Origin of the sequence: Rickettsia endosymbiont of Pantilius tunicatus (assembly GCF_964291875.1) — a bacterium.
In the GTDB taxonomy this organism is placed as follows: Bacteria; Pseudomonadota; Alphaproteobacteria; order Rickettsiales; family Rickettsiaceae; genus Rickettsia.
In genome coordinates, this window is the sequence record NZ_OZ198175.1 from 933,653 (window position 1) to 955,108 (window position 21,456).

Sequence of the window (21,456 nt, forward strand, 5' to 3'; positions counted from 1 at the left end):
GACTATTATTTACGTTGGCGTAAGAATGGTAGATGGCAAGAAATACATGATAGATTAGTCCAAAAAGTAAGGGAGAAAGAAAGTAAGAAATCCACTCCTACTGTAGGGATTATAGATAGTCAGTCTGTTAAGACTACCCAAAAAGGGGAGCTAGAGGATATGATGCAGGCAAGAAGATTAAGGGTAGGAAACGCCATATAGTTACAGATACACTTGGTTTAGTATTATCATGTGAAGTACATTCAGCAGGTATACAAGACAGAGATGGTACTAAAAATGTAATAATCAAGGCAAAAGCAAAATATCCTAGTATTATCAAATTTTTTGCAGATAGTGGTTATGCTGGAGCATTACAAATTTGGTGTTTTTTAACTGTAAGAGCATTACTGACAATTTCTCGTAAAATTGTTGATCAAGTGGGGTTTAAAGTGATTCCCAAGCGTTGGATAGTTGAACGTACTTTTGGCTGGCTCAATAATTTTCGTCGTATGAGTAAAGACTATGAGCATAACTATAAAACTTCTGAACATATTATTTATATCAATATGATTACACTTATGCTTAAAAAATTGACTAAACCTTAATTTCAAGACAGGCTCTTAGTAAATGATATAAAAAAATAGAAGAAATATTTGTAAACAAAGATAAGGAAAACAAATTAGAAAATCAAAGCTTTCTACTAAAATTGATAGAAGATCCTGATAGTGTAGCATTTTTAGAAAAGAATAAAGAAATAATTAAAACAACAATTTCTAAAATTTTACCCAATGCCTTGAACTTTGCTCTTAAAAATGATGAAAAAGCTATTCAAGCATTCCTCCCTCTTATTCATCAAATATCAGATAAATGTTTTGATGATCCTAAAAATTTTATGACTATTGCTAATTAAGCTGTAAAATCTACTCTAAAGATGGCTTCAAAAAATGATATTCAAAAATTATTTAATGAAGTAAATATTACTCCAATATTAAAAGATATAGGGATATTTTTAAGCCACAATGATAAGGTAGGCAATTTTTTATCTGAAATTATAATAAAAAATATTGAATCGAATGATACGATAAAGAAAGAATTTTTAAAGGGTATTAATAATTTAGATATATTACAAGATGCTATACCTATTAGCTCAAAACTTATGGGTAAAACCTTAGAAAATGAAACCGATACAAATAAATTATATGAGGCATTAAAACTTGTTATATTTAGTGATTTTAAAGAAAAAGTAGCTTCAGTATCTAATATAGAACAAGTAAAACAATTAGATAAAGAGGAAATAAACAAATATTTAAATGTGGCTAAAATTTTATCCAGCTCTTTAATAAAATCAGAAACATTTCCCACAATTCAAGAATTAATTACTGTACTCCACAAGCATAAATCCACTACTCAAACTATTCTCTCTAATTCTATAGCTATATTTAGTAACAAAGATGAAGAATCAGCAAAAAAATTATCCGAAACAAATAAGATGTTAGATCACAATGAAGTTTTTGAAACGTTAAAATCTCCTCTTAATAATAAGCATGTAAAATATATAACTTCAAATCCTGAATCTTTGCAACTAGTATTAAATATGGCAATAGAACCATTACCAAAATTATCTGAAATTATACAAGAATTAGACAAGCAAAAAGAATTGGATAATATATTATCCTTGATGCAAAATATATCAAATGTTAAAAATCAAGATATTGCTAATAAAATTATTGATATTATTGAAACCCCTCAAAATACTAAAATTAAACAAATACTTACTGAAGACATACCAAATATCTTATCTAAAGACTCTAAGAGCCTGTCTTGAAATTAAGGTTTAGTCAATTTTTTAAGCATAAGTGTAATCATATTGATATAAATAATATGTTCAGAAGTTTTATAGTTATGCTCATAGTCTTTACTCATACGACGAAAATTATTGAGCCAGCCAAAAGTACGTTCAACTATCCAACGCTTGGGAATCACTTTAAACCCCACTTGATCAACAATTTTACGAGAAATTGTCAGTAATGCTCTTACAGTTAAAAAACACCAAATTTGTGATGCTCCAGCATAACCACTATCTGCAAAAAATTTGATAATACTAGGATATTTTGCTTTTGCCTTGATTATTACATTTTTAGTACCATCTCTGTCTTGTATACCTGCTGAATGTACTTCACATGATAATACTAAACCAAGTGTATCTGTAACTATATGGCGTTTCCTACCCTTAATCTTCTTGCCTGCATCATATCCTCTAGCTCCCCTTTTTGGGTAGTCTTAACAGACTGACTATCTATAATCCCTACAGTAGGAGTGGATTTCTTACTTTCTTTCTCCCTTACTTTTTGGACTAATCTATCATGTATTTCTTGCCATCTACCATTCTTACGCCAACGTAAATAATAGTCATATACTGTTTGCCATGGGGGAAAATCTTTAGGTAATAATCGTCACTGACAACTACTCCTCATTACGTAACGAATGCCATTAATTATATCTCTTATATTATGTTTACGTGACCGTCCTATCTTGCAAGGACCAACAAATGGAGCTAAATGTATCCTTTCTTCTTCCACTATATCACTGGGATACATATTCCTACTTTATTATTTTTTGACAATATAAATTATTTCTTATATCTTTTCAAGACAGGCTCTTAGCAACGTTCTTTTAGAGCTTTATAGTATTCACACAGGATTATTACATAAAGCTAATAATTATGAACAAGATTCAAAAGCACAACTAAAATTATCTGTTGTAGACACTTTGATAGGTGATATTAATAACTTCCTTGATAATCACCCTGAATAATAAACTGTTATAATGTTTTAAGTACTTAGGTTCTTATATCTTTAAAGTGTGATAGGATGGAAGATTATAAAGTTATATTAGGAGTATAACTCTCATGATTTTTAGAATAGTTCGAAAATTACAGAAAAAAGGAATTTATTAAACCTAGCATCTCTAACCTAACGTTAAAACCTGAAAAGCTTGATTTTAAGTTATGTTTGATGTTTTTGTAAAAATACCAAAAAGTAATGAATGGTGGGTTTGAGAAGACTTGAACTTCCGACCTCACGCTTATCAGGCGTGTGCTCTAACCAGCTGAGCTACAAACCCATAGTTAACTGATGCTTATAGGTTTATCATCACACCTGTCAGCAAACAAGGCTGAATTAACTATAGAACACGAAGTTAGGGTAAGAAATTATTTTAACTCCGTAAAATGGTTAAATAATGTGGTGAGCTCGCCGGGATTCGAACCCGGGACCCTTTGATTAAAAGTCAAATGCTCTACCAACTGAGCTACGAGCTCTTAAATATACTTATATACTCGTTTTATTTGAAAAATTGGCTACGTCGTTCTATAAGTACTGCGGTACTCACGTATTAAGTATACGCTTCGTTCCTCGTCTTATGAACTCCTCGCTCTTTTCCAAATAAAACTTCGTCTATATTACTTTTTAAATTTATACGTTAAAGTTTTATACTTGGTATAATAAATAATATTTAAAATTATGTTTTACTTTATCGCTGAAAAAGGCTAATCTGTCAACAATTATTTTCGGATTTAATTTAAATAAGGTAAATGCATGCATCATCAAGACGTGGCTGTAATTATTCCCTCACGGCTTAGTTCAACTAGACTTACACGTAAACCTCTACAGCTAATCGGCTCATCTACTTTAATCGAACGTGTATTTAAACAAGTAAATCAAACTAATCTTAAGCATATTTATGTTGCGACTGATTCACAGGAAATAGTAAGAGTAATTGAAAAGTTAGGAGGAAAGGTTATATTTACTGATAGTAATATTCCAACCGGTACTGATCGTGCTTATGAAGCTTTTAAGTTAATTCCAAATAATCAAAATATTAATTATATAGTTAATGTGCAAGGTGATATGCCTTTCATTGAACCGGAATCAATTTTAAAGGTAATAGACTATTTAAAAAATAGCCATTATGATATTGTAACTCCTGTGGTAAAAGTGGAGAAAGATTCCGTGGAAGCTGCAAGTAATGTTACTGTAGCTATTGACTCTCAAGGAAAAGCCATATATTTTTCACGCAGTCTTATTCCAAATGGTGCAGAAGAATTTTTATATCATGTGGGAATGTACGGTTTTCGTAAAAATGCTTTAGAAAGATTCGTTGCTCTTGAACCAACATTTTTAGAGAAAACAGAACGTTTAGAGCAGTTACGACTTCTTGAAAATGGCATGACGATCGGCACATGCTTAGTTAATAACGTTCCCATTTCGGTAGATACACCTGAAGATTTAAGTAAAGCAGTAAAATTTTATGAAAAGAGTAAATTAGTTTAAAGAATGGTGCGTTTTATCTTTATTACAGGCGGAGTAGTTTCATCTTTAGGTAAAGGTCTAACTGCCGCCTCTCTTGCGATGCTTTTGCAAGCAAAAGGTTTTAAAGTTTGTTTACGAAAATTAGATCCTTATTTAAATGTTGACCCGGGAACAATGAATCCTCATCAACATGGTGAAGTATACGTTACCGATGACGGGGCTGAAACCGATCTTGACCTTGGGCATTATGAGCGTTTTACAGGAGTTCCTGCTTGTAAGTTTGATAATATCACGACAGGAGCTGTATATTCAAAACTACTTAAAGAGGAAAGATTAGGAAATTATACCGGTCTTACTGTACAGGTTATTCCGCATGTTACAAATATAATAAAAGATTTTATACTTTCTAACACTAAAGGTTTTGATTTTGTACTTTGCGAAATAGGCGGCACAGTAGGAGATATTGAAGGGTTGCCTTTTTTTGAAGCTATAAGACAAATTGGGAATGAGTTAAAAAGCAAACAATGTTTATTTATTCATTTAACTTTACTACCATATGTCAAAACTGCTCGTGAGCTAAAAACTAAACCTACTCAACATTCTGTAAAAGAACTTCGTACTATCGGCATTTCACCAAATATTTTAGTATGCCGAGCAGAACGTAAAATTGCTAAAAGCGAAATAGAAAAAATAGCTTTATTTTGTAATATAGATCCTGAGTATGTTATTCCGGCAATAGATCAGAAAAATATATATTTGGTACCTCTTGCTTACCATAATTATGGACTTGACAATAAAGTATTAGAATTTTTTAATCTTACTATTGCACCTTCTAAATTAGATAGATGGCATGATATAATTGAAAGATTAAAAGAATCTCATTTAAAGGTACGAATCGCTATTATAGCTAAATATCATAAATTAAAAGATGCTTATAAATCGGTAATCGAAGCTCTTGACCATGCAGGTATGTATCATAAATACAAAATTGATTTAGTATGGATAAATGCAGAAAATGTAACCAGTAAAAATATTTCTAAAAAATTATTAGGCGTTGACGGGATATTAGTACCAGGCGGATTTGGTGAGCGAGCCACAGAAGGAAAAATTCTAGCAGTAAATTATGCTCGGACAAACAATATACCTTTTTTTGGTATATGTCTTGGAATGCAACTTGCTACTATTGAAATAGCTCGTAATTTGGTTGGTATTGAAGATGCTGTAACAGAAGAGTTTAAAACAGCTGGTACAAAAATTATTGAAAAAATAAGCAAACATGATGAGGATTTTAATCCGTTAGATATCACAATAGAAAACGTAAAAAAGACTATGCGTCTTGGTTCTTATACATGTAATTTAGTATCGGATAGTATTACTGCTAATGCATATGGAGAACTTAAAATAAGTGAACGACATCGTCATAGATACAAATTCAACAATGATTTTCAAGATATTTTTGAAAAAAATGGCGTAAAGTTTAGCGGATTTTCAGAAGATAAAAAGATTGTGGAAGCAATTGAATTACCAAAACTACAATGGTTTGTAGGAGTACAATTTCATCCAGAATTCAAGTCAAAACCTTTTGAAGCTCATCCCCTATTCATTAAATTTGTTGAAGCTGCAATTAAATATACTAAAAATAATTAACAATATACTATGACCTTGTTTAAAAAACTTGACATAATTTTTATTATAGTCTAGGTTGCATTAGAGTTCTTTGACATTCTATAAAATAATCTCATAGGTAAATTAATGGACGCCGTGAATTCTAACTTCACCTTTTGGAATAAAGCAAGAAATAGTAAATTTAGGCATATAGTATGGCCGATTAGATCATATGAATTAACCAAATTCATACCTATGGCTTTGTTAATGTTTTTTATCTTACTTAATCAAAACCTAGTTCGCAGTATTAAGGATAGTTTTGTTGTTACTTTAATTAGTACGGAGGTACTTAGTTTTATCAAGCTTTGGGGTGAAATGCCAATGGGTGTTTTATTCGTTATTCTCTATTCTAAACTCTGTAATATAATGACTACGGAACAGGTTTTTAGAATAATTACCGGTACTTTTTTGCTTTTTTTCGCTATTTTCGGTTTTATTCTATTTCCATATAGAGAATTTTTTCATCCTGATCCTGAATTAGTCAAACATTACATAACATTACTTCCGCATTTAAAATGGTTTATAATTATTTGGGGACAATGGAGCTTAGTATTATTCTATATTATAGGTGAGTTATGGCCTGTAATAGTTTTTACTCTCTTATATTGGCAGCTAGCAAATAAAATTACTAAGGTCGAAGAAGCTCCTAGGTTTTACTCATTTTTTACTTTATTTGGACAAACCAATCTACTAATTTCCGGAACTATAATTATCTATTTTGCTAAAAGCGAACATTTCCTATTGCCGTTATTTTCACATTTAAGCGACACCAATGAAATTCTTTTAAAATCATTTGTTAGCGTTATTTTAGTCTCAGGATTAATTTGTTTAGCTCTGCATAAATTTATCGATAAAAAAATTGTAGAATCAGACAAAAATATTAAATTTAAAAATCAAAGAACAGATATATTAAAATTAAGCTTAGTTGAAAGTACAAAAATAATATTAACTTCTAAATATCTTGGTTTTATTTGTATTCTTTTAATCTCTTACTCGATGAGTATTAGCTTAATTGAAGGATTATGGATGTCCAAAGTAAAACAACTATATCCTGATACAAAAGATTTTATTTCATATCACGGTAAGGTATTTTTTGGGACTGGGGTACTTACTTTAATTAGTGCATTTTTAGGAAGCAGTCTAATTAGATTATGCGGTTGGTTCTGGGGAGCAATTATTACCCCTATTATGATGTTTGGAGCAGGCGTAATGTTTTTCTCCTTTACAGTTTTCGAAAATCACTTAAAAAATATCATAGATACACTTGGTTATAGCTCGCCACTAGTTGTTATAGTTTTTATTGGCGGTTTATGGCACGTGCTTTCTAAATCTGTAAAATACTCACTTTTTGATGCTACTAAAGAAATGGTATATATTCCGCTGGATAGCGAAATGAAAACCAAAGGTAAGGCCGCAGTCGATGTTATGGGAACTAAAATCGGTAAATCGATAGGTGCTATTATTCAATTCATATCCTTTAGTATCTTTCCAAATGCTGTCCATAACGATATAGCTGGTTTATTAATGTTTAGCTTTATTATTGTATGCCTCTTATGGCTATATGGCGTAAAAGTTCTAGCAGAATACTATAATAAATTGGTAAAACGTTAAAAATATTGTCATTCTGTTGCAGCTTTATCTGCATGGATTGAAAGTACTATCAGTATCATCCCGTGGCGGCAATGCTTGCGTGGATCAAAAAACATCTTCGATGTCGTCTAGTTGCTTGCTAACTAAATCCAGAAAGCAAAAAAATATCCATATCATTAAGATCTAAATATTTACTTTTACCTAAAATTAACTACACTTTAGATTAAATACAGCTAATAAAGTATAGTACAAATAGAACGAGTATATATACTATGATTATGGTTTATTAATATATCTAGAAGCATAATTAAAGAACCAAAAATTTATTTAGTAGATTGGTAATTAATAAAGGATAAAAGTAAGAAGTTTGAAAATTTTATTACCTCTCATTTATTGAAAGCACTAAATTGCTGGAGTGATAGAGGTCTTGGAAAAGATGAATTATATTTTATCAGAAATAATATTATCTAAGATAAAAATAGATTTTTAGTTGTTAAAATTATATATTATGGTTTTTAGTACTAACTTGTTTCTTTCTCAGTTATTATAATATATACATGCAAAAAACATATTATAAACAATACGATGTCAAATTTTTATAAAGAAGGTTCTACAGTTTTTTGGAAATGGTACGGAAAAAAGCTCAAGGGTACCATTCAAAAAGTTTATTATGACCCTGTAATTAAAAAAATTAAAGATAAAGAAATTAAACGTAAAGCTAGTGAGCAAAATCCAGCTTATTATATTAAAGGAGATAATGACAAGCATGTCTTAAAATTACATTCTGAACTAATTAATATATAAATTTTATAAACACTAATAACAGCAAGTAATTATGAGCAAAAAATATTAAATTGATAATAAATAAACTACAAATCATTGGAAATTGATTATCGTAAACAGCCTAAACTTGCTTTACTTGTCATTCTTAGCTTTTATTCATGCTATTATTAAACTTAATTCTTATTGACTTATATTATGAATGTTAGCAATTATGAAATAATTTTCTCAACAACTACAAACGCTACACAAATAGGGTAATCATCAGAAAGGGAAAGGCGGATATTAAAAGGAAGAAGTTTTTGAGTATAATCTGAGTCTAGCTTTACTATCGGTTTGCCTAATTCATCATTAAATACAGTGATATCTTTAAAATTAATACCGCGACCTATACCAACACCAAAAGCTTTACTAATTGCTTCTTTAGCAGCAAAACGCTTTGCCAAAAAAGTAGCGTGACTTTCTTTCTTTAGCAAAGCAAATTTTTTTAATTCTTCGGTATTTAAAATTCTTTTAGGAAAAATTTTCGGATATAACTTTATTATCTTTTCAATTCTAGGAATCTGTACTATATCCGTACCAACACCTATAATCATTTATTTATCTTCAAAGTCTTCACCAGTTTCTTCAGTAAAAATTTGATCATCTAAATCAGAATAATCTTCTCCAATGTAAACTTCTGGTAAATATTCAAATTTTTCTTCTAAATCTTCTGACTCATCTTGTTCAACAGTAGGTTCTATTCTACTTCTTGTACGTAGGCTATTAATAAAATCTTGTTCTAACTGAGCTACTGATACTTTTCCGGAAGCAATTCTGCGTAATGCAATAACTGGAGGTTTGTCACGCTTTTCTTTTTTGCTTTGATTAGTTTCTACTTTATAATTTAATAACTTAGCATATCTAGTTGCATAAATAACTAGCTGAAACCTATCAGGTATAACTTTACTACAATCTTCTGTTGTAATTCTTGCCATTATTTTCTCCGTTAAAATAATAAATTTTTTGCGTCATCTCATGGGATTAGTCGTGTCATTCCTACGGAAGCAGAAATCTAGCAATAAAAAAATTTAATATACTAGATTTTTGCTTTTTATAGATCCCTACTTTTAGCGAGGATGACATAACATATTATACTCTTTTTATATCTGCACCGCAATTATTTAATTTCTTCTCTAAATTCTGAAAACCACGATCTAAATGATATATACGATGTAATACTGTTTCACTATTATTACTTAAGCCTGCTAAAATTAAAGATACTGAAGCTCTAAGGTCACTTGCCATAACTTCTGCACCTTTTAAGCTTTTAACGCCTTGTACTATTGCTTGATTACCTCGCACTGTTATATCCGCACCCATTCTACACAATTCAGGTACATGCATAAAACGATTCTCAAAAATATTTTCGGTAATTATTGAAGAACCTTGGCTAATAGTCATAAGACTCATAAATTGTGCTTGTAAATCGGTAGCAAAGCCCGGATATGGGTTAGTTTCTAAATTTACAGCATTTAACTTATCTGCATAAGTTACCTGTACTCCATTATCTATAGGCATAACTATTATACCTGTTTCAATGAGCTTTAAAGCAATATTTTCTATGATATGATAATCAATGCCGTTAAGTTTTATATCACCTTTAGTAATAGCTGCGGCAAACATATAAGTTCCTGCCTCTATACGATCAGGTAATACCTTATAACTTGCTTCATGCAAAGAATCTTTACCATTTATCCTTATTTCGCTAGTACCAATTCCTGAAATGTCTGCCCCCATCTTATTAAGACAGGTACATAAGTCAACTATTTCAGGTTCTCTAGCACAGTTAAATAATAATGTTTCGCCATCTGCTAGAACGGCTGCAAGTACGGCATTAATAGTAGCTCCGACTGAAATTTTATCAAAAATGAAATGTGCACCTTTTAAACGCCCCATAGTTGAAGCGTTAATATAACCGTCTTCAATTGTAATTTCAGCTCCCATAGCTCTCAAAACTGCAATATGAAGATCTACTTGTCTTGCTCCAATCGCACAACCACCTGGCAGAGAGACCTTTGCTTTACCATAACGGCTAAGCAGAGGACCAAGCACCCAAATAGATGCTCTCATCTTACGAACTATCTCATAATCTGCCGTTAAATTATTGATATTTGAGGTATTAATTACTAATTCAAACTCATTTTCATGTTCTATTATTTCGATATCTGCTCCATGACTTTTTAGCAATTCTTTCATAGTACTAACATCCGTTAATTTCGGAACATTAGTAATATGTAGTTTATCGGTCAGTATAGAAGCTGCCATAATAGGAAGCACTGCGTTTTTAGCACCGCTAATATTGATAATACCTTTAAGAGGTTTACCGCCGTGAATAATTAATTTTTGCATAAATGTTTTGTAAAAGTATTAATTTATGTCATCCCGTGGTGGCATTGTTGCGTGGATCGAAAAACGCCCTAAGGTAGTCATACCGTGGCTTGGGAACTAGATCCAGAAAATAATAAAAAATACTAATTTTATTAGTATTTTTAACTGGATCCCGTGAATAAATCACGGGATGATAGAAGAGAATGATCCACGCAACAATGCCTCCCGTGGTCAAGCCACGGGATGACAGGGGGAATGTATTATACGTCCAGGTTCACAACGTTTAATGCATTAGACTGTATGAACTGCCTACGAGGTTCGACTACATCACCCATTAGAGTGGAGAATATCCCTTCAGCTTCGTCAACTTCTGCTACTCTTACCTGCATTAAAGTTCTTTTTTTAGGGTCAAGGGTGGTATCCCATAACTGATCTGAGTTCATCTCACCAAGTCCTTTAAAGCGTTGAACGCTGATGCCTTTTTTTCCGCAGTCTATAATAGTATTTAGCAATATGCTAGGAGTTAAAATATCAAATTCTTGGTTTTTTACTATAAGCTTTAATTGCTTATTAAATATATCAAAAATTGTTAAAGTGAGTTTTGATATATTTATAAACTCAAATGATTCTAACTGCTCTCTTAGCAAGATTTTACGTTCTTTTAAGCCTCTACTAAACCGGAAAAATTCTATTTTATTTTCATGTTTTAAAACTTCCCAATCTGTTTTATCAGGTGATTGCTCCAAACTATTTAACGCATTTAAAGCTTTTATAAGTCTTGAATCGCTTTCATTATTAAATATTTTATTATTAAGTAGATCGTTAATTGCCAAAATTTCAGTGATAGAGCGGTTAAATTTTTTGCTAGCATGATCAAGTAAACTATTGAACTTTATCACTTTACTCATTAGTTCTTCTAGATTTTCGTTTGCCAGCTGCTCTTTATTATCTAAAGTTAAAGTAGCATCACTAATTGCTGATTTTACTAAGTAATCTTGCAGTGCTTGCTCATTTTTTAAGTAAAGCTCACTTGCTCCTTTCTTCACCTTATAAAGAGGTGGCTGTGCTATATATAAATATCCTTTATTTATCAGCTCCGGCATATGGCGGTAAAAGAAAGTAAGCAATAAAGTTCTAATATGCGATCCATCAACGTCAGCATCGGTCATGATAATAACTTTATGATATCTTAGTTTTTCAAGTGAGAATTCTCGGTTATCAACACCTGTTCCAAGAGCTGTAATTAACGTACCAATTTGATCAGAACCAAGCATTTTATCAAACCTTGCACGCTCAACATTTAGGATTTTACCACGTAGAGGCAATATAGCTTGAATTTTGCTATCCCTACCCTGCTTTGCTGTACCGCCCGCTGAATCTCCCTCTACTATAAATAACTCAGAAACTGCCGGATCTTTGGCATGACAATCTGCAAGCTTACCTGGTAAGTTCGATACTTCTAATACTGATTTTCTTCTAGTTAATTCTCTTGCTTTTCTAGCAGCCTCACGAGCGTTAGCTGCTTCCATGATCTTATTGATAATCAGTTTTGCATCAGCCGGATGTTCTTCAAACCATTCAAGAACTTTCGTATAAACAGCATTTTCAACAATCGGTCTTACTTCAGAACTTACTAGTTTATCTTTAGTTTGTGAGGAAAATTTAGGGTCAGGAACTTTAACAGAAAGTACGCAGCATAGCCCTTCCCTAGTATCTTCACCACTAAAAGCATTCTTCGCTTTTTTGTTAAGTCCAGTATTTTCAAGATAAGCGGTAATAACGCGTGTTATTCCTGATTTAAACGCACTAAGATGAGTTCCGCCATCACGTTGTCTAATATTATTGGTAAAGCACAGTATATTTTCATGATAAGAGTCATTCCAATGCATAGCAAGCTCAAGGCTTATACCGGATTCAGTATTATCTGCATTAACTACGATACATGAATGAACAGCATGTTTTGCACGATCTAAATATTTTACATAAGCTTCAATTCCGCCTGTATAATAAAATTCTACTTCTTTTACCTCTTCAAATCTATTATCTGTTAGTAAAATCTTTACTCCGGAATTTAGGAAAGCAAGCTCACGAAGACGATGTTCTATTATATTAAAATCAAATTCTATATTAGTAAAAGTCTCTACTGATGGGAAGAAAGTAACTTCCGTACCTTTTTTGTCTACATTTTCTTTAACAACTGCAAGCGGTGCTTCCGTTATCCCGTTATTAAATCTAATAAGATGTTCCGTATTATTACGCCAAATACGTAGCTCAAGCCAATCAGAAAGAGCATTTACGACTGATACACCAACACCATGCAGACCACCAGAAACCTTATATGAATTCTGATCAAACTTACCACCGGCATGTAGCTGCGTCATAATTACTTCAGCTGCTGATATACCCTCTTCCTCATGAATCTCAACAGGTATACCTCGCCCATTATCAGATACAGTTACCGAGCCGTTTTTATTTAATACAACTCTTACTAAATCACAATAACCAGCTAGTGCTTCATCGATAGCATTATCGACTACCTCATAAATCATGTGATGTAAACCAGATCCATCACCGACATCACCAATATACATCCCTGGTCTTTTTCTTACAGCTTCAAGACCCTTTAAAACTTTAATAGAATCAGCACCATATGATGATTCATTCAACTTTTCTTCAAATTCCGACATAATATTTTTTACTTGTTGCTAGAAACAATAAAAATAACTATAACGGAACTTATTAGATTCGTCTATATCTTTTCAATAGTATTAGAGATAACAATGGATAAATTAAAGTTAAAAAATATTTTCGATGTGATGGATGATTATGACGTATTTTTGTTTGATCTTTGGGGCGTAGTAGTTGAAGGTGGGCATACCTACCCTAATGTTGTACAGAATATTAATAAAATCATTGAACAGAAAAAAGTATATTTTGTTACCAATGCTCCAAGAAATACTTTTTCTCTGCATCAGACACTTAAATCTTGGGGGTTAAATGCTGAACCAGAAATGATTATTAGTTCTGGTGAAGTAGCAGTACAAATGATTTTAGAAAGTAAAGAACGTTTTGGTATCGAAAAACCGGTAATATATCATTTAGGTCATTTAGAAAATGATATCATAAACGGCATACAATGCCCTATCACTGATGATATTCAAAAAGCTAATATTCTCCTGATGACAATTTATAGAGATGAAAGTGAAAATTTAGACTTAAACGAATTTGATGAGTTACTTAAAATTGTTGTAGAACGTAAGATAGTTAATATTTGTGCTAATCCTGATCTTGGGATAAATCAACACGGAGTTTATAGATATTGCAGTGGTTATTATGCTCAGAAAATAAAACAGCTAGGCGGTAAAGTAATCTATAGTGGTAAACCTTACGAAGAAATATATAGCAAAGTTTTGCAAGAGTGTCATAATGTCTCTAAAAATCGGATGTTAATGATTGGCGATACTTTCTATACTGATATACTTGCAGCGAATTGGCTTGGCATAGATTCAGGGTTAGTATTAACAGGAAATTCTAGAGATTATCACCTTGAGTTTAATAATCTCGACGACAAGCTATTTAATTTAAGAAAAGTTGCTGAAAAACAATCGGTTATGCCAAGTTTTGTAGTAAATTTATCTTAGGTTAGTTGTCATATCGAGGCTACCTGATATGTCATTCCGTTGATCGCAGGAATCCATGATAAAGCAAGAGAAATCGAGCTTTCAGTACTAAAAATTTAGTATATTTTACCATTTAATTTATAGATTCCTGCTTTTAGCTAAGAATGATAAAAAAGAACTCTATTGATGTTATACTAATAATCTGCTATACAAGAAGCCTTAAGCGGTCGTGGCGAAATTGGTAGACGCGCAGCATTGAGGGTGCTGTTCTGTAAAAAGATTGGAAGTTCAAGTCTTCTCGACCGCACCATCCTTTTATACTCTATACTTCTATGTTTAATATATAGAAAAACTTTCTATTCTATATTAAGAGGAGTCAGACTTTCTTCGTTACCAATTAAATTCACAAAGGTTACTTCTGTTTTTAAATTAATTTCAGACGATATATCCATTATATCTGTTTTTTCTTCAGTATTGAAATTATTGACTAGTTTTGAAATAATATCTTTTATTTCTTGGTCTTTTAACAGCTGAGGATACTTTTTCGAGATTTCTAAAGTAACTATAGGATAGTTCTTAATAAACTCTTTTGCACATCTTTTATTATTTTCTATTTTATCATTTACTACTTTTGTTTTTTTCTCTTGTTTGTCAGGAGTATTTATAATCATTCTTTCACAAATAGTCTTAAATATAAACATCCTTACATCAAAAATACTAATATTAGTCTAAGTAGATGAATTTTCTAAAAGTGAGTTTATATATCCTTCTTCTAAAAATTCTTCTATTTCTCTACCAATTGCATTCTTACTCCAATACTTGTTTCCTTTTTGTTTATACCACATGCCATTGTCTATTTTTATTTTTAACGATTGCATATTATCTTTAGATGCAGCTTTATTATTATCTATAAGTTTTTCAATTTCATTAAAAATATTATTTTGTGCTATTTCTGCTAATAGTAGATTTGATTTAATCAATAATGCATCTAGCGTACCTTTACTAACAATTTCTTTACATTGTTCATCCAAACCTTGCTTTACTGCTATAACACTATCACGATTCTTACAAAAATATACTACTAGTAAGGTGGAATCTTTTAAAGCTAACTGTGTAACAAAACTATTATCGTACCTTTCTAAAGCTTCAGGAAGTAATTTACCTCTGGTATTATCATGAATAATATTACCAATTTCTTTTATATTTTTCTGCAACGTTTTTAATTCTGAATTTGATTGAAGTAAAAGCAGTACTTTTGGCTTTTTAATTTCTTCTTCTCTTGAAATTGTCATTGATATAGCTATTTTCCTCAAATAATCGTCTATATCTCCTGTACCTACTTTATTATTAATAATGTCATTTATAATAGTTACTTTGTTTTCAAATTTTATTTTTTGCCTTTCTTCTAATATATCATCAACTGCAATTTGTAAAAAATCTGTAATCAGATCTGCAGCTCCACCAAAAAAAGGTAAACTTTGTAAAGCGGCATTTAGAAAAGCCAATCCTATTGTTGTTCCTCCTGATACTGCTTTTTCTACCTTGGTTTCTTCATTTTGAGTATTAATATTTAATATATTTGTTTGTGCAATTCTAAAAGCCTCTGATATATTCTTTATATTCCAATAAAATGTATTACAATAATCGTATAGTCTGATATTATTTTGTTTTAATTCTTGAATTTCTTTATTGATTTTTGCTTTTTCTTCTATACCACTAAATCTTATTATTTCATCCTTTTTTGCATCTTCGATTTCTTTTTTTTTCAAATTTATTTTCAAGTTCCTTTAATCTGTTTTCGAATTCTTTAGTTTTATTTTTATTTTTATTTTTTTCTTCTTTAAGCTTTTTATTTTTTTCTCAAGTTCTTTTTTTAATTTTTTAATTTCTTTTTGTGCTTTTTCGCTTTCTATTCTTTCAATTTCTTTATTTTTGTCTTCATATTCATTAAATTCTTTTTCAATTTCTTTTTCACGTTTTAATAGCTCTCTCTTTAACTCTGTTGCCCAATTTTTAACTTTGTCTATTTCTTCTGCTTCAACTTGAATTCCGTTTATAAATTTTTCGTTTATTATTTGAAATTCATTAATTCTTTTTTCATGCTCATCTAATGCTCTACTATGTGCATCAACTGCTGCAACAAGTTCGGCAGTTATATTTATATGCTCTTGTAATTTAATAGCAAATTCATTAGTTATTTTGCCCGCAGACTGTAAATTTTTTACAGTATCCCGTACTTCATTCATTCCCATAACATCGTGGACCACAGTATCCACATATTCTTTAGTTAAGACATCACTTGTTTTATATTTTTGCATTTCTTTTATACTTGTAATCTCTAAATCATGCTCACCAAGCTTTACATATAATTTACTAAGTTTTGCCATATATATAAGGTCCTTATAAAGGCTTATGGCTTTGTTGTAATTTTCTAATGCTTGCTGAAAATAATTATTAGCATTATCATTAATATTTAAAGTACCTAATTCTTCCAAAGTTTGTGCTAGCATGTAATATCCATTACTATCTTTAGGGTGTAACTTAATATTACTTGTATGGTAGGCTAGTTTTTCGGTAAGTGAATCTTCTTGATACATATTCTACATCCTGTTAAATAAATTATTGTATTGTCAGTAATTTGTACTTTAACTAGGAAGTTAAGCTAGAAGAGTACTTTTAAAAAACTATTGTTGAGCCAAAAAAATATTAATATTTAAAAATTAAAGTTGCAACTAATAATTAATATTAAATTTTTTAAAAAAGATTGCAGTGTCATTGCAAATGAGAGAAGAATAGTAATATAAGAAGAAAGGAAAATAATTAGATTGAGTTGTGTTAATAGTTTCTACTATTTCCATCTGGCTTTCTCTTTTCACTAAAGTTAACAATTTTTTGATATAACTAATAAGAGAGTATTATATAAGCTTTTCTATTATAAGTATACATTTAATAAATTTAAAGAGCAGATAAACGAGGTTCTATTATTGAATATAGTTAAAAAACTATTGCTTATTTGTGTGCTGTAATTTATGCTGATTAACAAATCGTACACCATTCTACGTCAAGCCTAGTTAACCAATAAATTAATTATAACTAAATAGGTCTGCAAGCCAGACTATGTATAGTCAATTCAGTTAAATTTTGTGACAGGCGTGAGGAGCGACGCCTATAATAATAGGCGAGACGACGAACAACGAAGCACAAATTTCAAATCAATTGACTATAGGTAAGGGATTATGCCTAATTTCAGTATGTTCAAAAGCATATTACCTGATCATCATGATCAATTTGATCAAATTAATGATTTATTAGAAGATCATAATTATAGTGCTGCAGCTAGCAGGCTTGCAGAACTTCATTATGCTGATTTAGCTGATTTCTTAGATAATTTAAGTCCTAAAACCTATAAAATAATTATTCCCCTACTACAAGACAAAATTAAACCTGAAACTTTGGTTTCATTAAATGCTTACAGCAAACCTTTAATAATAGAAACTCTTGGTATAAAAAAATCAGCAGAATTAATTGATAAGTTAGATATAGAAGATGCTATTGAAGTTGTAATTGATTTAGATGATGATATTAAAGATTTAATATTAAGCAATCTTTCTAAAGAAAAAAAACATCAAATTACTATTGGGTGTACATATCCAGAAAATACAGTAGGAAGGGTAATAGAGCGAGACTTTGTTAATCTTCAAGAAAATTGGACCGTTAAAGAGTCATTAAATTTTATAAAAACTGTCAAAAATGACTTCCACGCTGCTATTATTACAGACAATAAACTACGCCCTATCGGTATCATCTCTCTTAGTACTTTAATTAAGCATGAAAAAAATGAGTTAGTAAAAAATTTAATGAGTAAAGATTTTAAACTGGCTGATAGTTTCACCGATTTAAATGAACTCAGTTTTATTTTTAAACAATATGCTTTAACTATAGTACCGGTGGTCAATAAAAATGGTAAATTAATTGGTAGCGTATCTATTGATAATATAATTTATATTATTGAAGAACAAGCCGAAAAGGATATATTATCGCTAAGCGGTGTGCATACACAAGATACCTTTTTTAATTTCTTTTATACTGTAAAACATCGTTTTCCTTGGCTGTTTGTTAATCTAATTACCGCCTGCTTGACATCACTTATTATTAATCATTTTAACGATACTATTGCAAAGCTTGTAACACTTGCTGCTACTATGCCTATAGTAGCGTCTATGGGCGGCAACGCAGGTACACAAGTTATGACAGTTACAGTTAGAGCACTTGCCAATAAAGATATTCATTATAGTAACGTAAGTAAAATAATCTTGAAAGAAATAGCCGTATCGGGTTTTAACGGCTTTGTGTTAGCAATTATCGGTGCAGGACTTAGTTTTGTGATGTTGATGGATCTTAATCTTAGCGTAATTTTCGCTATTGCTGTAATCTTAAACTTTCTGGTAGCAGGGTTATTTGGTTCTGCTATTCCTATATTACTGCACTATTTCGATATTGACCCAGCTGCCGGCTCTGGCGTCTTCCTAACCACCCTAACCGATGCTTTAGGTTTCCTCACATTTTTAAGTCTTGCTCACGTCTTTCTAGTGTAGCATAAATTTTTTTATTTATAGCTTAGAACATATCTTCTTTTAAAAATTCTAAATTCTAGGCAGATTAGGATTTGGTTTAGATTTAGTTTGTTTAACTTTCGACGGCAATACTGGTTTTTTTAATTTTTTCAATTCTTTAAAATTTTCCTTTAATTCTTCTAGATTTTTCTGCTTATCTTTATCCACTGAAGATATTACTGCACCTGATTTATGTAGCTCTTTTGAAAGCTGTTCTAACTGTTTTCGTACTTCTGGCTTCATAGTAAAATAACAAATTTTACTACCTATTATTTCTTTTATATTTTTAAGGTTTTCTTTTGAAATTTTATAATATTTTATACCGATATAATTAACTATTTTTGACCATACAGATCGTTTTTGATAAAGCTCTTGATGGATTATATCTACTAACTTTTTTTTGTTAGAAGTTAGTACTTCAATTGAAAATTCTTCTAAAAATCTAGATATATGTCTCTTAATTTTCTCTCGTTGCTGACCTTCAATAGCTATTTTTTTGTTTTGTTCTAACTTTTTTATTGATGTTTCAATTATTGAAGATATTTCAGCTTCTTTTTCTTCATTTTTTTTATTTTCATATCTTTCTTGCGTATTAGCATGCTTTTCTACATATGATGCTATTTTTTTCTCTACCAAATTTTGAACATATCAACAGTTAGGGCTCCGTATGTCACCTTCTGCAATCAGTTTATCCATATCAGATAACTTTTCGTATTCTTTTGTTCCTCGAAAAAGAGGAGCATATAGCAGAAAATTAATACTTTGAGCAATTCTATTATCTATTGAATCTTTAGAATCTCTTTGAGGATAAAATTTTTGTTTGAGAATGAAATAATGGTTTAATATTTCTTGCGGTATATTTTTGACATTAAGAGGCTGTAATTCTGACTTAGAGTTAAGTTCGGCTTTCATACCATGACGTTTTGCTTCCAATAATAATAATTCTCCCCAAATTTTATTATCAGTAGTACGACAAACAAAATTTGGATCATTAGTTGGCATTAGCTCGCCTGCATGTTCCATTACTGCCCTATTTAATTTATGTAACTGCTCATTTTTAAGATTTGTATCTATAATAGATATAAAAGCTTCTCTTTGCTTTTGCTTACTTGCAGTACTAAATGCTTGCTGTATTTTTTCTAAAACTTTTAAATCAAAATCCTTATTTTCTAACTCTTCAATAACTAAATCTGCTAGATTTTTATTTGTAATAAAATTTTGATTCTTTTAGCATATATGGTAATAACTTAATGACACAATTATATTAAATATGTAATAAACTAATTACTATAAATTTTTATCAACTATGTGATTGAAACTTCATAATAGTAGCTCATAAGTCATATTATTATTCTCATCATGACCCAAAACTCTTATTATAATGATTTTGTATAAAAGTTAAAATATTTTAATTTTTACTGAGGGGATGATGTAACAATGCTTTTTTAAGATGGTTGGTTTGAAGATGGGTATATATTTGAGTAGTAGAGATATCAGCATGACCTAACAGCTCTTGGATCACTCTTAAATCTGCTCCACCCTCAAGTAAATGACTTGCAAAGCTATGACGCAATACATGTGGGGAAATATTCTCAGGATTAAGTCCTGCATAAAGAGCAGCTGATTTTAAGAGAATAGCAAAATTTTGTCTAGTCATATAACCCGCAATAGCTGAAGAGGGAAATAAATAAATCAAATTTTTTGGTTTTGTTTTATTTACAAAATTATCTCTAACAGCTAAATACTTAACAAGACTATTAACAGCCTGCTCATTTATTACTATAATTCTTTCTTTATTACCTTTACCAAGCACAGAAAATATTTTTTTCACTTCTCTTGACATTTTATTAGTTAGAATATCACTAAGCTTGAGACTAACTAGCTCTGACACTCTAAGACCGCTAGCATAAAGCAGATGAATCATTGCATTAAGCCGAATACTTTCAGGTGAAATATCTTGCGAGCAATATTCAAGCAATGACTTAATATCATCTATGGATAATATTTCAGGAAGTTTATTCTGATATTTTAGTAAATCTATATTTAGTAAAGGATTTAAGTTAGTATGGTTTTCACTAATTAAAAATTCATAATAACTTTTTATAGTTGATATTTTTCTGTTAATAGAACGAGCTTGCAAACCATTTTCTGCTAGATACTCAATCCAATTTCTAATATTTTCAGCAGTAATATTTAATTCTGATAGCTTTTGCTTGGCAAGGTAATTACGAAAATCTAATAAATCACGCTTATAACTAAGTATGGAATTTTTTGATAATGCTCGCTCAGCGAGTAACATTTCTAGGAATTGTGAAATAAATTCCATAAAATTTTTAATTTTAGATGGAGGCTAGGGTCGGAATCGAACCGACGAATAGAGGATTTGCAGTCCACGGCATTACCACTTTGCTACCCAGCCGATATTCAGTGTCATCTAGTTGCTTGTCCACGGTATCCAGAAAAATAACTAAAAATATCAATAATATTGATATTTTTAACTAGATCCCGTGAATAAATCACGGGATGACA

19 protein-coding genes, 4 tRNA genes and 3 pseudogenes are annotated in these 21,456 nt (G+C 30.7%); 11 read left to right on the forward strand and 15 right to left on the reverse strand.

Annotated elements, in window-relative coordinates; translation table 11 throughout:
* The 4 genes and pseudogenes from ACICQC_RS05365 to ACICQC_RS05380 form a co-directional block, all read left to right on the forward strand.
* A pseudogene (locus tag ACICQC_RS05365) lies at positions 1-201 on the forward strand (transposase); the annotation flags it as partial.
* Positions 198-584, forward strand: a complete 387-nt coding sequence (locus ACICQC_RS05370) for a transposase (RefSeq protein ID WP_395477655.1) — start codon at positions 198-200, stop codon at positions 582-584. The pseudogene ACICQC_RS05365 and the gene ACICQC_RS05370, both read left to right, overlap by 4 nt.
* 101 nt (positions 585-685) lie before the next feature.
* Positions 686-889, forward strand: coding sequence for a hypothetical protein (locus ACICQC_RS05375; protein WP_395476276.1), 204 nt, complete (start codon positions 686-688; stop codon positions 887-889).
* Positions 890-910: 21 nt separating this feature from the next.
* Complete coding sequence (locus ACICQC_RS05380; protein WP_395476277.1) at positions 911-1,804, forward strand: hypothetical protein; 894 nt, start codon at positions 911-913, stop codon at positions 1,802-1,804.
* 2 nt (positions 1,805-1,806) lie between these two features.
* Here the strand turns inward: ACICQC_RS05380 and ACICQC_RS05385 are convergent, their stop codons facing one another.
* The 5 genes and pseudogenes from ACICQC_RS05385 to ACICQC_RS05405 form a co-directional block, all read right to left on the reverse strand.
* The gene (locus tag ACICQC_RS05385) at positions 1,807-2,214 is read right to left on the reverse strand and encodes a transposase (RefSeq protein ID WP_395477656.1); all 408 of its coding nucleotides are present in this window, start codon (positions 2,212-2,214) and stop codon (positions 1,807-1,809) included.
* Positions 2,190-2,390: pseudogene (locus ACICQC_RS05390) on the reverse strand (transposase); the annotation flags it as partial. The pseudogene ACICQC_RS05390 and the gene ACICQC_RS05385, both read right to left, overlap by 25 nt.
* Before the next feature lie 42 nt (positions 2,391-2,432).
* Positions 2,433-2,576 carry a hypothetical protein gene (locus ACICQC_RS05395; protein WP_395476275.1) on the reverse strand — a complete coding sequence of 48 codons (144 nt, stop codon included), beginning with the start codon at positions 2,574-2,576 and terminating at the stop codon, positions 2,433-2,435.
* 449 nt (positions 2,577-3,025) lie between these two features.
* Positions 3,026-3,102 (reverse strand) — tRNA-Ile (locus tag ACICQC_RS05400).
* A gap of 120 nt (positions 3,103-3,222) precedes the next feature.
* Positions 3,223-3,298: transfer RNA gene (locus ACICQC_RS05405), tRNA-Lys, on the reverse strand.
* Positions 3,299-3,575: 277 nt separating this feature from the next.
* On the opposite strand from ACICQC_RS05405, the gene ACICQC_RS05410 reads away from it, so the two are divergent.
* From ACICQC_RS05410 to ACICQC_RS05425, 4 genes are all read left to right on the forward strand, one after another.
* Positions 3,576-4,310, forward strand: a complete 735-nt coding sequence (locus ACICQC_RS05410) for a 3-deoxy-manno-octulosonate cytidylyltransferase (RefSeq protein ID WP_395476278.1) — start codon at positions 3,576-3,578, stop codon at positions 4,308-4,310.
* 3 nt (positions 4,311-4,313) lie between these two features.
* Positions 4,314-5,936, forward strand: a complete 1,623-nt coding sequence (locus ACICQC_RS05415) for a CTP synthase (protein ID WP_395476279.1) — start codon at positions 4,314-4,316, stop codon at positions 5,934-5,936.
* Between the two features lie 105 nt (positions 5,937-6,041).
* Positions 6,042-7,565 carry a nucleotide exchange transporter Tlc2 gene (gene tlc2 / locus ACICQC_RS05420; RefSeq protein WP_395476280.1) on the forward strand — a complete coding sequence of 508 codons (1,524 nt, stop codon included), beginning with the start codon at positions 6,042-6,044 and terminating at the stop codon, positions 7,563-7,565.
* Positions 7,566-8,129: 564 nt separating this feature from the next.
* Positions 8,130-8,348, forward strand: coding sequence for a DUF2945 domain-containing protein (locus ACICQC_RS05425; protein WP_395476281.1), 219 nt, complete (start codon positions 8,130-8,132; stop codon positions 8,346-8,348).
* 188 nt (positions 8,349-8,536) lie between these two features.
* Here ACICQC_RS05425 and acpS read toward each other — a convergent pair whose 3' ends face one another.
* From acpS to gyrB, 4 genes are all read right to left on the reverse strand, one after another.
* Positions 8,537-8,920, reverse strand: coding sequence for a holo-ACP synthase (gene acpS / locus ACICQC_RS05430; protein ID WP_395476282.1), 384 nt, complete (start codon positions 8,918-8,920; stop codon positions 8,537-8,539).
* Complete coding sequence (gene rpoZ, locus ACICQC_RS05435) at positions 8,921-9,301, reverse strand: DNA-directed RNA polymerase subunit omega (protein ID WP_395476283.1); 381 nt, start codon at positions 9,299-9,301, stop codon at positions 8,921-8,923.
* Between the two features lie 154 nt (positions 9,302-9,455).
* Positions 9,456-10,715: a UDP-N-acetylglucosamine 1-carboxyvinyltransferase gene (murA, locus tag ACICQC_RS05440; protein ID WP_395476284.1), complete on the reverse strand. Its 1,260-nt coding sequence runs from the start codon at positions 10,713-10,715 to the stop codon at positions 9,456-9,458.
* A 239-nt stretch (positions 10,716-10,954) separates the two neighbouring features.
* On the reverse strand, positions 10,955-13,381 hold the full coding sequence (gyrB, locus tag ACICQC_RS05445) for a DNA topoisomerase (ATP-hydrolyzing) subunit B (RefSeq protein WP_395476285.1): 2,427 nt from the start codon (positions 13,379-13,381) through the stop codon (positions 10,955-10,957).
* Between the two features lie 93 nt (positions 13,382-13,474).
* Here gyrB and ACICQC_RS05450 point away from each other — a divergent pair, with 93 nt between their 5' ends.
* Entirely contained in the window at positions 13,475-14,335 is an 861-nt protein-coding gene (locus tag ACICQC_RS05450) for a TIGR01459 family HAD-type hydrolase (RefSeq protein ID WP_395476286.1), read from the forward strand.
* Between the two features lie 202 nt (positions 14,336-14,537).
* Positions 14,538-14,624, forward strand: a tRNA-Leu gene (locus ACICQC_RS05455).
* 46 nt (positions 14,625-14,670) lie between these two features.
* On the opposite strand, the gene ACICQC_RS05460 is transcribed toward ACICQC_RS05455, so the two are convergent.
* From ACICQC_RS05460 to ACICQC_RS05470, 3 genes are read right to left on the reverse strand one after another with little or no spacing between them, the layout of a single operon-like run.
* Positions 14,671-15,015, reverse strand: coding sequence for a hypothetical protein (locus ACICQC_RS05460; protein ID WP_395476287.1), 345 nt, complete (start codon positions 15,013-15,015; stop codon positions 14,671-14,673).
* Positions 15,016-15,042: 27 nt separating this feature from the next.
* Positions 15,043-16,083 (reverse strand): hypothetical protein, encoded by a 1,041-nt coding sequence (locus ACICQC_RS05465; protein WP_395476288.1) that lies wholly within the window; start codon positions 16,081-16,083, stop codon positions 15,043-15,045.
* 18 nt (positions 16,084-16,101) lie between these two features.
* Positions 16,102-16,911 (reverse strand): hypothetical protein, encoded by an 810-nt coding sequence (locus ACICQC_RS05470; protein WP_395476289.1) that lies wholly within the window; start codon positions 16,909-16,911, stop codon positions 16,102-16,104.
* A gap of 639 nt (positions 16,912-17,550) precedes the next feature.
* Between ACICQC_RS05470 and mgtE the strand changes: the two genes are divergently transcribed.
* Positions 17,551-18,909, forward strand: coding sequence for a magnesium transporter (gene mgtE, locus ACICQC_RS05475; RefSeq protein ID WP_395476290.1), 1,359 nt, complete (start codon positions 17,551-17,553; stop codon positions 18,907-18,909).
* Between the two features lie 48 nt (positions 18,910-18,957).
* Here mgtE and ACICQC_RS05480 read toward each other — a convergent pair.
* The 3 genes and pseudogenes from ACICQC_RS05480 to ACICQC_RS05490 all read right to left on the reverse strand — a co-directional run bounded on the left by ACICQC_RS05480 (position 18,958) and on the right by ACICQC_RS05490 (position 21,346).
* Positions 18,958-20,139, reverse strand: a pseudogene (locus ACICQC_RS05480) (DUF5410 family protein).
* 196 nt (positions 20,140-20,335) lie between these two features.
* Positions 20,336-21,253 (reverse strand): site-specific tyrosine recombinase XerD, encoded by a 918-nt coding sequence (locus ACICQC_RS05485; RefSeq protein ID WP_395476291.1) that lies wholly within the window; start codon positions 21,251-21,253, stop codon positions 20,336-20,338.
* Positions 21,254-21,271: 18 nt separating this feature from the next.
* A tRNA-Cys gene (locus ACICQC_RS05490) sits at positions 21,272-21,346 on the reverse strand.
* Positions 21,347-21,456: the final 110 nt, after the last annotated feature.